The organism is Peribacillus sp. NPDC101480, from assembly GCF_050277335.1.
Classification (GTDB): domain Bacteria; phylum Bacillota; class Bacilli; order Bacillales; family DSM-1321; genus Peribacillus.
Window position 1 is genome coordinate 858,438 of record NZ_JBNNSB010000001.1, and the last position, 15,913, is coordinate 874,350.

Here is a 15,913-nt window from a genome sequence, read left to right on the forward strand (position 1 = left end):
ACATGGGCACTTCGATCCAAAAACGCCTTAGAAGTAAAAATGCCTGAAATTATGGTCATTGCTAATTAATACGGTTGTATCTTGCCTAGGCAAGTAAAAGCTAGGGATGTTTCCGCGAACTTTATAGAGCGTAAAACGTATTATTACCGAGGGTGTGATTGCGCCAATGCACGCCAATTTCGAGGGGAATTGACATTATAAGGTGATATCTTATATTCAAACGCACAAGAAGCGTTGGAAGAACTGAATCACTTAGAGTGACAAACTGTCATTTAGAATAAAAGTAGGCATTTTATTTGTTTATCATCCCCCACCGATAATCTTCTTTCTTTTAGTATAATTTTTGACGGTAAATTGAGTTCGATAAACATGTTGAAAGAATTATTTGGATTTATTAACGTTAAAAATTATGGAAGTCATAGGAAATTTATTGATATAAAAAATAGACATGCTATGATTAATTATTATATAGATTTGGTTAAATTCAAATTACTTTTTTTAAAAATGAACAGAATTAAAGAGTTCGATAGATTTCAAAACCTAGTTATTGTTTTTCCATAGGATTAGATCACAAGCTAACCCGGTAGCATTAATTTACTATTGGGATAAACATGTCAGCTAGTTGAGTACAACTGATGCTTCAAATCGTGTCTTTTTGTTCACTTCTTGAAAAATCAAGTAAAGTTCAATAGCTGAAATCGTTTCATAATGAGTAAAAAAAGATTAAGAAGAGAGTGAATGAGATGGATAACAATTGCAGTCTTGATTTTTCTATAATACCTAGGGAATTAAGATTATTACTTGAAATTATAAGGACGGGAAAAGGCGATATTAATGGTCAATTCAAAAATGAATTGTTTACAGATATTAATTGGGATAATTTCCTCTATCTAGCAAGACATCATAGAATATACCCAATGCTATATTCTAAGTTAAAAAAATTTGATGGAGAGTTAATCCCTATACAGGTTATTCAAACCTTGTATCACGAATACAAAAAAAATACATACCAAATGCTTCAATTATGTGCAGAAATGGAACAAGTCAGCAAGTTATTTACTGAACATCAGATTCGTCTTTTATTTTTGAAAGGTCCAGTAATTGCTGCAGATATTTATGGGGATATTTCACTAAGAACTTCAAAGGATTTAGATATTCTTATTCCTAAAACCGATTTAAAAAGAGCGGAAGAACTTCTATTGAATCAGGGGTATGAAAGAGTGGAGGTTCAAGCTACATTATATGAGTGGAAATGGAGCAAACATCACGTTTCGTACTTCCATCCTCAAAAAAAAATCGAGCTTGAAATTCATTGGAGACTTCATCCTGCCCCTACAAAGGAACCGAACTTTAATGAATTATGGCAACGAAAAAGGATTAGTAAGCTTACAAGCTATCCTGTCTACTATTTAGGAGATGAAGATTTGTTTTTATTTCTGGTTGCTCACGGTGTTAGACATGGGTGGTTTCGACTACGTTGGTTGTTAGATATTGACCAAATGATAAGAAATGGAATTATTAATGAGAAAAATAACGGATTACTAAAATTTTTTCAACAACATTACTTAGGAAGACATGCACTAATATTATCCTCACAATTATTAAATACCCCAATTAATGAAGAGATGCAGTCATTAACAACAGGAAAACGTACAAGGAAGCAAGCGCAAATGGCAATATTCTACATTATAGAAATGGGTAATTCATTTAGCAACGAACCATTTTCAATAAAATTAAATCTACATAAGTCGTTCGTCTTAAATCTTTACCAATTTTCAATAAGGTCAAATCTCCAAAAGTTTTTTTACATTATTAAACTATTTTATCCCAGTCCAGCTGATACAGAGATACTAAGGTTACCTAAGTCACTTCAGTTTTTATATTTTCCGTTACGGCCCTTTTTATGGGTGTGGAGAAAGACAATGAAACCTATATAAAGATAACATCCCATAAGATAGACAGCAAAAAGAAAAGATCAATGCTGTCTATCTTATGGTTTTTTAAAGAATAAAAAGGTCGATTGGAAGTTTAAGATTTCGGTAGTTAAAGAGCAATTGGATTTAAATTACTAATATTAATAAAAAAAGCAAAAATGGAATAATGGAAGATTTGTAATTATTAAGATTATTGACAAAGGCATAAATAGATGGTAATTTTAGTTTATTATATTCGTTATAAAGAACGTTTTTTTCTTTATAAAATACAGATTATAAGGTCATTAGTATACTGATTTGCATTAAAACGATTTATTTATGAATTACTATTTATATGAGAAAAATCGAATATTATTCAATAATTAAATGAGCAGTGAATAAATTCTAATAAAGGATTAATAGAGAACTCAAGGTTGCGATTTACTAGGTAATTAAGAAAGGATGAAAATAAATGCCTCTATTTCTAATGAAAGAAGTATGGACACCTTTAAAATTAGTTGGGGTGAAATTTTTTAAGTCAGATGATAGAAGTATTTTCATTAAGGTAATGAACCAACGGAGGAGAAAGATCAAGTAACAATAGTAATTATACTGTATTTTCATCTTAAAAATGGAATTTATTGGTGTTAGCAACAACCATACATAACAAAACACGCAGGGGGAAAACATGAGTGCTATAGCCGGTATTTATCATTTTAATGAAGAGCCTATGAATCTTCAACATTGCCATAATTTGATGACGGCTTTACAAAAGTACCCTGCTGATTCTATCCAAATGTGGCATAGAGAAAAGATTTTTCTTGGTTGTCATGCTCAATGGATCACGCCTGAATCTGTTGGTGAGCAGCTCCCGCTTTATGATTTTGAAAGGCGCTGTACGATTACTGCTGATGCCATTATTGATAATCGTGAAGAGTTATTCCAGAGGTTACAAGTTAAGCCATCCGATCAAAAGGGTATGACGGATAGTGAACTGATTCTACTTTCCTACTATAAGTGGGGTGAAGATGCTCCAAAATTCTTAGTAGGGGATTTTGCTTTTGTCATTTGGGACGAAAAGAAACAGAAGTTGTTTGGTGCAAGGGATTTTTCAGGAAGCAGAACGCTTTATTATCACCAAAACTATCATAAAGTTGCATTTTGCACGACTATGGATCCGCTTTTGTCATTACCTTTTATAGAAAAAAAGTTGAATGAGCAGTGGCTTGCTGAGTATTTGGCCGTATCGGGAATGATTGATGCAGTAGATTCTTCATTAACGCCTTATAGAACCATAAGTCAGATACCACCATCTCATAGCTTAACAATAGAGAATAATAGGGTGACTTTAAAACGATATTCCTATTTAACTCAAGGGGATAAGTTAAAACTTAAATCTAATGAAGATTACATAGAAGCATTTCAAGGTGTCTTCCAGGGAGCTGTTACATCTAGATTAAGGACACATCGGAAAGTTGGCGCCCAGTTGAGTGGTGGGTTGGATTCCGGTGCTGTTGTTGGCTTTGCTGTGAATCAATTGCAGCGGGAAAGCACTGCACTACATACATATAGTTATATTCCTCCCGAAGATTTTAAAGATTTTACTCCTAAATACTTATTGGCTGATGAGCGGCCTTACATCAAATCTACGGTAGGACATGTTGGCGGCATTATTGATCATTATTGTGACTTTAAGGGGAAAGACTCCTATTCTGAAATGGATGACTTTCTCGACATCATGGAGATGCCATATAAGTTTTTTGAAAATTCTTTCTGGCTAAAAGGGATGTTTGAAAAAGCGAATGAGGATGACATAGGTGTTTTACTTAATGGAGATAGAGGGAACTTTTCAATTTCCTGGGGATTCCCCTTGGAGTATTACTCCCTTCTATTAAAAAGGCTTAAGTGGGTTCGACTATATCAAGAGTTGGAACAATATAGGAATAACGTTGGCGGATCTAGATTGCGAAAGGTGAAAACCATTGCAAGAATCGGCTTTCCAATCATTGATCGGATCTTTCCGGAAGGTGTGCCATATAAAATTCCTTCCTTGATCAATCCAAGATTTGCAGAAGGAACAGGGGTATATGACAGATTTAAAGAGTATGGCATGGATGAAACGGGCTGGTATTCGAATTCTGATATTTTTAATGAAAGAAAAAAGCATTTTGAAGATATCTTTCAATGGAATGCAGGAAATACGCTTTCCACAAAGCTCTCCTTACGATACAAGTTGTGGAAGCGAGATCCGACGAATGATATCCGTGTTATTCGCTTTTGTTTATCGCTCCCGGAAAGTCAATATGTACAGAATGGGATGGATCGTGCCCTGATTCGAAATGCTACAGTGAATGTCTTACCCGATAAAGTAAGGCTAAATCAACGGTACAGGGGTGTGCAAGGTGCTGATTGGGTTCACCGAATGCTGCCCAAATGGGAAGCATTCACAGAAGAGTTGCAGCAGCTTAAAACAGATAAAAAAGCATTAGAATATCTAGATATTCAAGCAATTAACAAAGCACTAATAAAGATTAAAGAAGGGGCTAGGCCAGAATATGCCCCTGATCCTGATTATAAGTTTTTAATGCGTAGTTTAATCGTATATCGATTTTTAAAAAAATTTGATTAAAAGGAGGTGATTAGTATGAAAAAGGAATGGAAAAAGCCTGAATTAGAAGTTCTTGATGTTAATCAAACAATGCTTGGAACAGATGGTGATTACACAGATGCTGCATTTCCAGCGGGCACTCCTAAAGGTGACATAACTTTTAGTTAAACTTTTTACGCAACAAAGTCTGTTAGGTTCCCCTAAGCCCCTATTTATCCAGTTAATAGGGGTATGACTTCAAGAATAACAAAGTATTAAACATTAGACCTGTCTAATTAAGAGACGTTATTTATGTACGGGGGTATTTATATGATCGGTATCAAAACAAAGACTGTTTATGAAGCGTATGGTTTAACCGTATCAAGTGATATAGCTTTGACAGAATTGCTTCCTATTAATATAGTGGATGATAAAACGGATATTATTATCGAAAAAGCTGATCTCCATGCATTATGGTCTGAGCATTCAGTTCCTGATGATGATTTTGTCATTAAGAAAGACTGGATTATGTTTCATGTTTCCAAGACGGCCATTTTCTCGATTCAAAGCGGAAATAGAATAGAATTTTGTCCAATTGATGCGGCACAAGAAGATGAGATTCGGCTTTATATCCTCGGAACATGCATGGGTGCCATCTTGATGCAAAGAAAAATCCTTCCTATACACGGAAGTGCGGTAGCCATAGATGGAAAGGCATATGCGATTGTTGGCGATTCTGGTGCTGGGAAATCCACTCTTGCTTCAGCTTTTTTGAAAAGGGGCTATAAGCTCATGAGTGATGATGTCATACCAGTAACGCTAAATAATGAAAATATACCAATTGTAACACCTTCATATCCACAACAAAAATTATGGCTGGAAAGCTTAAATCATTTTGAAATGGATTCAAATAACTATCAGCCACTTATTGTTAGAGAAGATAAATTCGCTGTTCCTGTTCAAAATCAGTTTATTACCGAACAACTCCCGCTTGCTGGTGTATTTGAATTGATCAAGAGTGAAAATGCCGAGATAGAAATTAAGCCAATATCATCTCTTCAAAGATTTTATAAATTGTATCATCATACATACCGTAATTTTTTTATACAAAAATCTGGATTGATGGACTGGCATTTTAATACTTCTGCCAAAATGATTAAGAAAATCGAGTTTTTCCAATTACGTAGACCAACGAATCGCTTCACGGCGCCAGACTTATCGGAAATTATTTTAAATGTATTAAAAAGGGAGGAAAGAGTTCATGATTACTAATCAACTTGATACGAAATATAGCCAAAGTCCAGGAAACATAGTAAGTGATATGGATGGGGAAAAAGTCATGCTAAGCGTTTCAAACGGAAAATATTATAATTTAGGTGAACTGGGCGGGGAAATTTGGGAGTTAATGAAGGAACCCATCACGATTCAAGAGTTAGTTGCAACATTACAGTCACAATACAATGTCGATCAAGCTGATTGTCAGGCACATGTCACTGACTTTTTAAGTCAATTGCTAGAACAAGGCTTAGTTAGCATCCATTCCTAGTATCATGAATCTTTAGTCTAGGAGGCTAAACAATGAATATCGTAAAGAAAGCTCAGACTTTTCTTCGATTGAATTTCAAGACAAAGCTGCTGTATATCGAAGCTTTTTTACATTTAGGCTGGGCCCGTTATCTTAAAAGCATTTCCTTTTCAAAAGTTGCCCCAACACTTGGTGAACAGATGAAAGAGTCATCATATGAATTGAATGCAGCGGATAAAGAGATTTTAGCAAATGTTTCACGGGCTATAAATATTATGAGCCGCTACACCATATGGGAAAGCCAGTGTCTTGTAAAGGCAATGGCGGCTATGAAGATGCTGGAAAAACGAGAAATTGATAGCACTCTTTATTTAGGTACAGCCAAAGATGAGAATGGAGGGCTCATTGCACATGCTTGGCTACGCAGTGGACCTTTTTACATAACGGGAGCAGAAGTGATGGATAGGTTCACTATTGTTTCTAAGTTCTCTAAAAAGAACAGGAGTGGAAGTCTGAAAGAACAAGAGTCTGGTTAATCTAATACCATTTAATTTGAACAAAATAAACCCTCCAAGGTTTATCCAGGAGTCCACGCGTCACCACCCCACCCATACTATCTTCAATGTGAATAATAAACTTAGAAAAGTGGATACCTAATACCTTTCCTTTCATTTTCGCGCTTTAGCACTAGTAACATGGAGGAAAACGATCAAATATGGCCTGCAAATGGAGGATATGGTAATGAAGCATCTTTTACTTTATACGAAACAAATACATGATTATTCGGGGAAAATATTATATATCAATCTTATTTGTATGATTTTAATAGGCTTTATAGAAGGCGTAGGAATTTTCTTATTGATCCCATTGATTGGATTGACCGGTATAATGGACATAAAAACGGATGAGGTTCCTTTCTTAAGCTGGATTAATGGATTATTCACAGGAGTTCCGGAAACGCTCAGTCTTTTATTGATACTTGGTGTTTATGTAATATTAATGGTTGGACAAAGTGTATTTAAGCGGAATCAAACAATCTTGGGAGTCAAAATCCAACAAGGTTTTGTTAGAAAGTTAAGGGATGAGGCGTATGGCAGTCTGCTGCAGGTCAATTGGGGATTTTACCTAAAAAAGAGGAAATCCGATATAATCAACATCATGACAAACGAAACCTTCAATGTAAGTGCAGGTATTAATTTATTTTTACAGTTTATATCTTCTCTTATTTTTACTTTGATACAAATCGGAATAGCTTTTTATTTATCTTTTCCAATGACGAGTTTTATCATAGCCTTTGGGATCATTCTTATTTTTTCTTCACGGAAGTTTGTGAAAAAGTCTCAGTCTATTGGAAAGGAAACCTTCCAGCTAACACAAACATATTTAGCAGGTATGACTGATCATCTTAACGGAATGAAGGATATCAAAAGTAATTCACTAGAAGACTCTCATTTGAGTTGGTTTCTATCTTTAAGTGAGAGAATGGAAAAAAACAGAATCAAGTTAACAACCTTAAATACGACGTCCCAGATGATCTTCAAAATTGTATCTTCAGTCTTAATTGCCATTTTTGTGTTTTTTTCGATAAAGATGTTCATGGCCCAGCCAGCCCAACTAATGCTTATAATTGTTATTTTTTCAAGGTTATGGCCAAGATTTACTAGCATTCAATCCAATTTAGAGCAAATAGGGTCTACGCTACCATCTTTTAAAGCATTGTCGGATTTACAAAACGAATGTAGAGAAGCAAGAGAGTTATATGAATCCGATTATAAAAATATCAAGTCTATTGAAATTGAACAAGGGTTGGAATGCCGTAATGTATATTTTAGTTATGATCAAAACGAGAGCAATTATGCCCTAAAAAATATAAGCATACACATTCGCTCTAAACGTATGACTGCTATTGTCGGCAGATCGGGTGCCGGAAAAAGCACCTTAATAGATATATTAATGGGATTGAATCATCCTAATAGGGGTGAAGTCAGAATAGATGATATTCCCCTTGCTAATGACCGCTTATTATCACTGCGTAGGTCCATTAGTTACATCCCGCAAGATCCTTTTCTCTTTAATGCAACCATACGGGAAAATCTGATGATCATTGACCCTGAGGCAAGTGATGAATCCATTTGGGAGTCTTTGGAGTTCGCGGCAGCTGCTGATTTTGTTGGTAAGCTTCCACAAGGGCTGGATACCCTCATCGGTGATCGGGGTGTCCGACTGTCAGGAGGAGAAAGGCAGCGGCTAGTGTTAGCCAGGGCGATTTTACGCAAACCGTCCATCCTGGTATTGGATGAAGCGACGAGTGCTTTAGATACGGAGAACGAAGCGAAGATTCAATCCGCTATTGAAAGATTAAAAGGAAAAATGACCATCATCGTCATAGCTCACCGATTATCGACGATTCGTAATGCTGATCAAGTGTTGGTCATGGATCAGGGAGAAATCATTCAGGTCGGTGAATATAACCAATTAGCGAATGAAAAAAGAGGGATGTTTAGCAATTTATTAGGTATTCAAATGGAATCAAGAGTATAAATAGGAAGTTAACAACAGTCAGGTTACAGATATTTTATGGTTTGGAATGCTGGCTTTTTTCTTAGGGGAAATAAATTAATAAGGAATCACTTAGCCTACTCGATTCGGAAAATTACTTTTGTAGAATAGTAAATGCTAGATTATTATAGCGGTTATATCTCTGCTTTTAATAAAAGTGTTTTAAAGAAAGTGCATTCTACCAGTGTTTTACATTGTAATGTCACTTTATGATGAATTATGTTGAAAAATGACATAAAAAAACGAATAGTATTATGAGCTATTATTACGTTTTTAAGTATAATTAACATTAATATAGTTTTAATTAAGGAGAAATTTTTTTAGGGCATAATGGTTTACATGGAACAAGGGAATCGAACGAGTTTTTTAAATGATTTATTAGTCTTGAAAGAATAATAAAAACTAATGTGAAATATTCTTGAGAAAGGCAAACCTATTGAAAAGTAGGGACGCAAAATTACAGGTCTAAGGCTAATTGCTAAGACGGCTGTGTTACCACAAGTTGGGTGGGATTTATCATGGAAGCTAACCATGAACGAGAAGAATGGTTTTATCTAATTTTGGAGGCTAAAAATCTAGGATTATCTATTGAAGATGTGCGGGAGTTTATTCAGATTGAACAAAACTAGAATAAGAATAATCTCTGTATGAGGAAAAAAAGGTTTTAGCAACTTATTTTAGGCTGTTTTTGACTGAATTCTATGTATTTCTTATGTCTTTTTCGAATAATCTTCTTCCTATTGAAATAATAAAGAATATTATATAATAATATTCTTTATTATTAATGATTTATACTTATATAACGAACAATTTAGGATATAATTAGATGTACTATTAATTACTTTATTACATAATACAGAGACTGAACCTAATGATAGTGTAGAATATTTGTTTTTTAATACTAAAATCGAAGTGAGGAATTTAAAGTGTCAATACTAGTAACTGGAGGGGCGGGCTATATCGGAAGCCACGCAGCTGTCGAACTATTAAATACAGGTTATGATATTGTAATTGTAGACAACCTGTCAAACAGTAATTTTGAATCATTAAATCGGGTTAAGGAATTAACAGGCAAGGACTTCACTTTTTATAAGTGTGATTTATTAGATCGTGAAGAGTTGAATACTATTTTTGAGAATCATAAATTCGAAGCAGTAATGCACTTTGCAGGGCTTAAAGCTGTAGGGGAATCAGTTGAAATCCCATTAATGTATTATCATAATAATATAACAGGCACTATTAATTTGTGTGACCTGATGGCAAAGCATGATGTTAAGAAACTCGTCTTCAGTTCATCAGCTACGGTGTACGGTCACCCGGATAGTGTCCCAATTGATGAATCATTTCCATTGTCTGCAACTAATCCATATGGACGTACAAAATTGATGATTGAAGACATATTACGAGATTTATATATTTCGGATTCCACTTGGAGGATAGCCTTATTACGCTATTTTAACCCAATCGGTGCTCATGAAAGTGGAAGAATTGGAGAAAACCCAAATGGAATACCAAATAACTTAATGCCATATATAACGCAGGTTGCAATTGGGAAAAGAGAAAAACTTTCTGTTTTCGGCAATGACTATGAAACTCACGATGGTACAGGAGTCAGAGATTTCATCCATGTGATAGACTTGGTAAAAGGGCATTTGAAGGCACTCGAGTTCCTTGATAAAAATAAAGGGATAGAAACATTTAATCTTGGTACAGGTACAGGCTATAGTGTTATGGATCTCATTAATGCTTTCAGCGCTGTCAATTCAAAAGAAATACCTTATCAATTTGTAGATAGGCGCCCTGGTGATATCGCAATTTGTTATGCAAATCCTACTAAGGCAGAAAAAGTATTAGGCTGGCGTGCAGAAAAGGATTTAAACGAGATGTGTAAAGACTCGTGGAAATGGCAAACAGATAATCCGAACGGATACGAACAAAAAGTTCTCGTTCAATCATAACGGGTGTTTATTGAAATGGACTGAGAAATCAGTTCATTTTTATTTTAAGAAGGATGCAATGAATTCACCTTTTGTCGAAATGAATGGGCTGAGAATCTGAGGAGATTAGTCAAGAGTACAAATAAACAATAAAAGAGATGATCCTGTTATTCTTATATTACTCTGTTTGAATGAAATTTAAGCTTACTTGTCTCTTTTGGAGAAGAAAATGAAGATAAATAAAATATACCAAGTTGCTATAATCTGTTCAAATAATGAAAAATCGAAAAACTTCTATGTAAACATTTTAGGGTTGCATATTAATAAGGAAACATATCGAGAAGAAAGAAAATCTTATTAATTTGATTTAATGGTTGGCGGACGCTATCAGCTAAAATTGTTTTCATATGCGAATATAAATAGATTTATTTCCTGACTAGAATGTTTCGGAGCTAAAACTTATAAGTAGTAAAGCAAAAGTAAGGATTAACAGTATATAGAACTATTGTAAGCGCTTTCTTATTAAGTTATTATGAATAATATAGTACATAGAAAGAAGCTGCATTATTTTTATTAATAAAGATAAGCTCATTCTTTTTGTGATACTTGATTTTTAAAAATAATGGTTGAATAGTAATTAAATTTAACAACAGAAAAACAATCCAATAAAAGGAGATGCTTTATTATGAATGAATCCAGCAATGTTGTTGTGGGACTATTGTGGGGAACGTTTTTAAGCTTTCCGTTGTGGTTGTCATTTTTCGGTTGGATAAAAATAATATTGAATTTTATAAAGTAAGCGCTTAATAAATTTAGATACTAAATGAGACCTAGGCAGGGTTCAACAGAATGATCATAGGATTTATTTAAAGTACATAATACGTTAGTCGTTACCTTCTACAAATTTAAGAAATATCGCCTATAAAAAAATAGTTAATAATACTTAAATATTTTTCGTTATGTGCCGATACTACACTATAGAGATCAAGCAAAGGGACTTCGCAACAGGCGATGTCAGATAGCTGACATCAGAATAGAAGGAGATTTTTTGATGACAAAAAACAAATTCATTACGTTCGAGGAAGTTTATGAAAAGAAACAAAGAAGCAAGAAAATTTTTATTGGGACTTATATTACCATTACATTAGTTTTGATTTCATTAATGACTTATTTTATGGGACAGGCATAATATGTTGGTATCGAAGGGGCTGAGGAATCGGTCCTTTTTTATTTTTTTATATCAACACTATTTACCTAAAACTTACTAGTATTCATTTAAAAGGAATATTTCAGAAATGTTAAAATTGGGTAAATTTTTGTTTTTTAAACTAGTTTCTGCTTGCCAATTCTCGATTTATATGTGATTATCAAATAAATGAGCTATATTCCTTATTTTTGAAAAAAGGATTAGGACAACAGTATGAAACGGTGGCTCAATTATATATTGGAGTGGAAATTTCGAATGGATTTTTTTGATATTTTAAAAGACACTTTTGCCAAGGGTGAGTCTGGACAAGATGTTACTGTAAATGAACTTGTGGAAGAGATTAAGGAGAAATTAAGCGGGATCATTGAACAACCTGAAAGTATATGATCCGTAAATACTTAGTCCTGGGCTTATTGCGTTGGATGTTGATTGGTGCAGTTTTGTATAATATGGTAATCTTTCGTTTTCAGGAGCTCTTATATGTATCCTTTTTAGTGCAGATGAACTGCATCAAAAACTAACCGGTGGCCGTGTCTCTTTGTGGATGTTATCACGGACACGTTTAGCGGTTTGCTAGGAATCTTCTGTTCCCTTTTCATTTATCGATGGAGAAAGCGACATCGAATCTGAATTTGATACATATAATGAAGGAATGACGGAGCATGTCTACAACATGCTTCTTTTTTTTGCGTTTATGGATGCTACGCTATGAGGGTGAGGACTCTGGTGAATAAGCTTATATCATTTTTCATTGGCCGCTCGGTTGAAAGTGCGTTTCGAAGCTGGGAATTAATAATCGGGCATATTATGTGCAACATCCAACCTTGTACTTTTACAATATGGACGTAGAGACCTTTCAGTATGATTTGTAGGCCGATACTTAAGAATGTGAAGAACTGGATTCTGGATAAGGTTGGAGGGCAGCATAAAACTGCCTATGAAATTCCAGTTACACAGGTCTTCAATTCTCGCATTAGGGTGTTTATCTTGAACAAGATAGCTATGTTTTCACAGAAAAAGGCGAATGCTGTTTGTTATAGAAATATCGGTTTAAATAGTTTCCTCTCCTTTTTCAGGCTCGAGTTCGTTTTATTGAAAAGGGAGAGGCGATGCTCTCATGTATTGCCGAAAAGAGCTACTTCTCATGAAACATATTTCATTCTTGATCGATCACTGATGGCTTTCAGAATAAACATTTTGTCCTGTTTGCTTAGCATAGCCCAGCTGCCTGCTTTGATTTTCATACAAATCCACTCCTTTTGTTTAGGATTATTAATTATAGTTGATGGATGATGGTTGATGGAATTCCGGTTCCAGTGAATGATAGTGTCAAGTGATGAAAGGGGCAAGGGGAAGTTGGAATTTTCAGCTCATATTAGATTATACCGTCTTTTAGTGCCTAATAAACAACAAAAATTCCAACAAATCTCTACAATTGGTGTTCGTTTTTTGTCAGAATATTGGACGGGGAAAATGAAAAAGCTGTCAGGATGCGGGTCCGGACAGCTCTTCATTTTTTCTTATTTGATGGATAATTGTTCTTTTAATTCGGATTGAACCTTTTCCTTTTCTTCATCCGACACAATATAATAGTAGATTCCGTCGATTTTAGTACCGTTGCCATTTATAGATGATTGGGTAATGCTTTTGCTTGCGTCCCTGTAATTCTTTTGGATGTCCATCATGTCATCAAAAGTCAAATTCGTCTGGATATTATTACCGAGTGCAGCGAAGACTTCATCGTATTTCGTCAATGATGAAAGGCTAGCGCCTTCCTTGATGACAGCCTCGATGATGGCACGTTGTCTGGATTGACGGCCGAAATCACCACTCGGATCATCATGTCTCATTCTTGAATAGGCAAGGGCTTCTTTCCCGTTAAGAGTATGCGTACCTTTTGCAAAATGAATGCCATCGGATGTGAAGTCCAGATCGTTTTGTACGGTCACGCCGCCGACTGCGTCAACGATATCCTTAAAGCCTTCCATATTGATTTTCATATAATAGTCGATTGGGATATCAAGGAAGTTTTCAACGGTATCCATGGACATTTTCGCGCCGCCGAAGGCAAATGCATGGTTGATTTTATCCTGTGTTCCATGACCGACGATTTCGGTCCGTGTATCACGCGGAATGCTTAGCATTTTGACCGATTTCTTTTGTGGATTGACTGTCAAGACGATCATTGTATCTGAGCGGCCTTTGTCGCCATCACGTTCATCGACACCGAGCATGAGCATCGAGAATGGCTCCTGATCGGATAGTGCAAGGTCCTTAGTTCGTTTATCGGTGGTACGGTCTATTGGTGTATGCATCGTGTCAACGGTTTTTGTCAGTGAATTCCATACGGAATAGGCAAAGGCTCCCCCAGCTAATATGAATAGCAGGACAATTACCCCGACTACCTTCAGCCATGTCCGTTTCTTTTTCTTCTTTTTTTCATGTCTCATATTTTACTTCCTTCCTCTTTGTAACCACTTCTTTATTATATTTAACTTCATAATAAAAGAATAGTACATTTTGCTACTTTATAATACTTTTGACATATTTGGAACCAAATAAAAGGTTTTTTATGTTCCTTGAAATTTTAATAGTTTTTTTCCAGTTTAAAGTTTTATGAAATGAATGCTAATCTGGCAGGAGCTTTACGAGCAAGATATTCCGACTTGGTGGCAGAAAGTTTTAAAAAGTCGTAATAACTTCTAGGGAAATAGGCATGGGGTTTTTCCAGACTTCAAGGGGAGGCTTATTGATAACCGTGCTTCCATGCTTTGCAATTCATGGTGACAAAGGGTAACGATTTTCAAAAGGACGATATCGGCCGCTGATGATATTCATAGGAATTCATACATAGTATAATCCTAGAGAAGGTAAAAATGTACAGTAGGATAATTTTTTAGGTGCGGATAAGCCTCTACCAAGTACGGAAACGGTTGGTGACACTAAAATTTTTTCCTTGAAAGTTTACGGTACTAGTGACAAGCAGGAAGTTAATATTCAAAGCAGCAGAGTCACTGGGACGTTCTATCGAATCTAACTGACCTAAGTATGGGCCCCAAAACAACAGACTCAGCGAGTTGTAGCAATTTGATTTAACAGGTGTTGTTCAATTCCGTGCTCGACTTACTTCTGTAGCAGGAGGCAATGTTTTCATAAAAAAGATAAGCGGTGTCTTAATATGGCAGATAGGATAGCTTATAGTATATTTAATGAAGCTAACAAAAAAGTCAAGAGCATACCGCGCAGTTTGCGGAAAATGCCAATAAACTAAATAGTATTTACACCAATGTCACCCAACCAATAAAAACCATGATTGATTTGTATAGATAAAGTCGCTGTTGTTTTATAAGTTTCGAAAGGTGTATATAATTTTTTTCTTGTTATCAGAACAATAGTTAATAAGATTTTGTAGTGCAATTGTATCATCTTTTACAACATTTGCTTTACACCCCACTAAAGGTTTAGGTGGGTGTTTTGCGTTAATACTTAATGGACAATCACACGTTTAAAGATATAAAGATTGAATCCACAAATTCTACTTACAGAAATACAACTGGTATTTATATCACTTGATAACATTACTATGTTTAATCCCAAAAATGGAATTACTTTATCTGTAACTACTTATCAATGTAATACATTAAACTTAAATATTTATTCAAGGAAAAAGGGGTTTATGTACAAGAAACAGGAACAGGTAGCTTTACTTCAGCTAACAGTAATCACTTCCACATTAAGTTTGTAAAGGGTCAAGGCAAGGACAAAACAAACTCTTACGGGATTTATATCGAATACGGAAGTGTAAATACTTTTAGTAAGGTCAAGTAAGCGACTGCGATACTTCTATTTATCAAGCTAAAGAGATACGAAACTTCTTTGGGGAATTTTGGATTGATTCATTTGGCAAGAAACCTAAAATTAAGATGGCGAACTCTTTTATCATTAGTAATACTACCCAAGTCCACTTATCGGGTAGACCTCATGTTACCAATACAGCGGAGATAAATATTTCCGTGGCTGCTTTTTTGCAAAGGAATTTGTCACTTAATGAAGTACTAGACATTGCAAATAAACTATGAAAGTCCTTTTAATTCTTTCGATAAAAGGGTTCAGCTTTCTACTGTTATAGTATATCCAATCGGGTCGAATTATAAAATTACTGTTAGTGATGCTGGAGTTTTTACA

Annotated in this window: 13 protein-coding genes and 1 riboswitch; of the genes, 12 read left to right on the plus strand and 1 reads right to left on the minus strand. The window is 35.0% G+C overall.

The features are described 5' to 3' along the window. The first annotated feature begins 743 nt into the window (after nt 1-743). The 12 genes from ACQKMF_RS04270 (at nt 744) to ACQKMF_RS04325 (ending at nt 12,115) form a co-directional block, all read left to right on the plus strand. The gene (locus ACQKMF_RS04270; protein WP_427571917.1) at nt 744-1,937 is read left to right on the plus strand and encodes a nucleotidyltransferase domain-containing protein; all 1,194 of its coding nucleotides are present in this window, start codon (nt 744-746) and stop codon (nt 1,935-1,937) included. 664 nt (nt 1,938-2,601) lie between these two features. Further along, nucleotides 2,602-4,542, plus strand: a complete 1,941-nt coding sequence (locus ACQKMF_RS04275) for a lasso peptide isopeptide bond-forming cyclase (RefSeq protein ID WP_427571919.1) — start codon at nt 2,602-2,604, stop codon at nt 4,540-4,542. A gap of 15 nt (nt 4,543-4,557) precedes the next feature. Further along, nucleotides 4,558-4,689, plus strand: coding sequence for a paeninodin family lasso peptide (locus ACQKMF_RS04280; protein WP_141489635.1), 132 nt, complete (start codon nt 4,558-4,560; stop codon nt 4,687-4,689). Nucleotides 4,690-4,830: 141 nt separating this feature from the next. Continuing rightward, a complete protein-coding gene (locus tag ACQKMF_RS04285; RefSeq protein WP_427571921.1) occupies nt 4,831-5,772 on the plus strand; it encodes an HPr kinase/phosphorylase in 942 nt (313 codons plus the stop codon). After that, on the plus strand, nt 5,762-6,046 hold the full coding sequence (locus ACQKMF_RS04290; RefSeq protein WP_427571923.1) for a lasso peptide biosynthesis PqqD family chaperone: 285 nt from the start codon (nt 5,762-5,764) through the stop codon (nt 6,044-6,046). Before ACQKMF_RS04285 ends, ACQKMF_RS04290 begins: the two co-directional genes overlap by 11 nt. Before the next feature lie 32 nt (nt 6,047-6,078). Continuing rightward, nucleotides 6,079-6,561 carry a lasso peptide biosynthesis B2 protein gene (locus tag ACQKMF_RS04295; RefSeq protein WP_427571925.1) on the plus strand — a complete coding sequence of 161 codons (483 nt, stop codon included), beginning with the start codon at nt 6,079-6,081 and terminating at the stop codon, nt 6,559-6,561. A gap of 205 nt (nt 6,562-6,766) precedes the next feature. Then, nucleotides 6,767-8,566: an ABC transporter ATP-binding protein gene (locus ACQKMF_RS04300; protein ID WP_427571927.1), complete on the plus strand. Its 1,800-nt coding sequence runs from the start codon at nt 6,767-6,769 to the stop codon at nt 8,564-8,566. A gap of 434 nt (nt 8,567-9,000) precedes the next feature. After that, a riboswitch (cyclic di-GMP riboswitch) is annotated at nt 9,001-9,084 on the plus strand. Between the two features lie 18 nt (nt 9,085-9,102). Then, nucleotides 9,103-9,213, plus strand: a complete 111-nt coding sequence (locus ACQKMF_RS04305) for an anti-repressor SinI family protein (protein WP_427571929.1) — start codon at nt 9,103-9,105, stop codon at nt 9,211-9,213. Nucleotides 9,214-9,510: 297 nt separating this feature from the next. Then, nucleotides 9,511-10,542 carry a UDP-glucose 4-epimerase GalE gene (gene galE, locus ACQKMF_RS04310; RefSeq protein ID WP_427571931.1) on the plus strand — a complete coding sequence of 344 codons (1,032 nt, stop codon included), beginning with the start codon at nt 9,511-9,513 and terminating at the stop codon, nt 10,540-10,542. 208 nt (nt 10,543-10,750) lie between these two features. Beyond that, nucleotides 10,751-10,882 carry a VOC family protein gene (locus ACQKMF_RS04315; protein ID WP_427571933.1) on the plus strand — a complete coding sequence of 44 codons (132 nt, stop codon included), beginning with the start codon at nt 10,751-10,753 and terminating at the stop codon, nt 10,880-10,882. 690 nt (nt 10,883-11,572) lie between these two features. Continuing rightward, nucleotides 11,573-11,710, plus strand: coding sequence for a hypothetical protein (locus ACQKMF_RS04320; protein ID WP_170974034.1), 138 nt, complete (start codon nt 11,573-11,575; stop codon nt 11,708-11,710). A gap of 273 nt (nt 11,711-11,983) precedes the next feature. Next, entirely contained in the window at nt 11,984-12,115 is a 132-nt protein-coding gene (locus ACQKMF_RS04325) for a hypothetical protein (protein ID WP_264895178.1), read from the plus strand. 1,133 nt (nt 12,116-13,248) lie between these two features. Here ACQKMF_RS04325 and ACQKMF_RS04330 read toward each other — a convergent pair. Continuing rightward, complete coding sequence (locus tag ACQKMF_RS04330; protein WP_230177061.1) at nt 13,249-14,178, minus strand: LytR family transcriptional regulator; 930 nt, start codon at nt 14,176-14,178, stop codon at nt 13,249-13,251. Between the last annotated feature and the right edge of the window lie 1,735 nt (nt 14,179-15,913).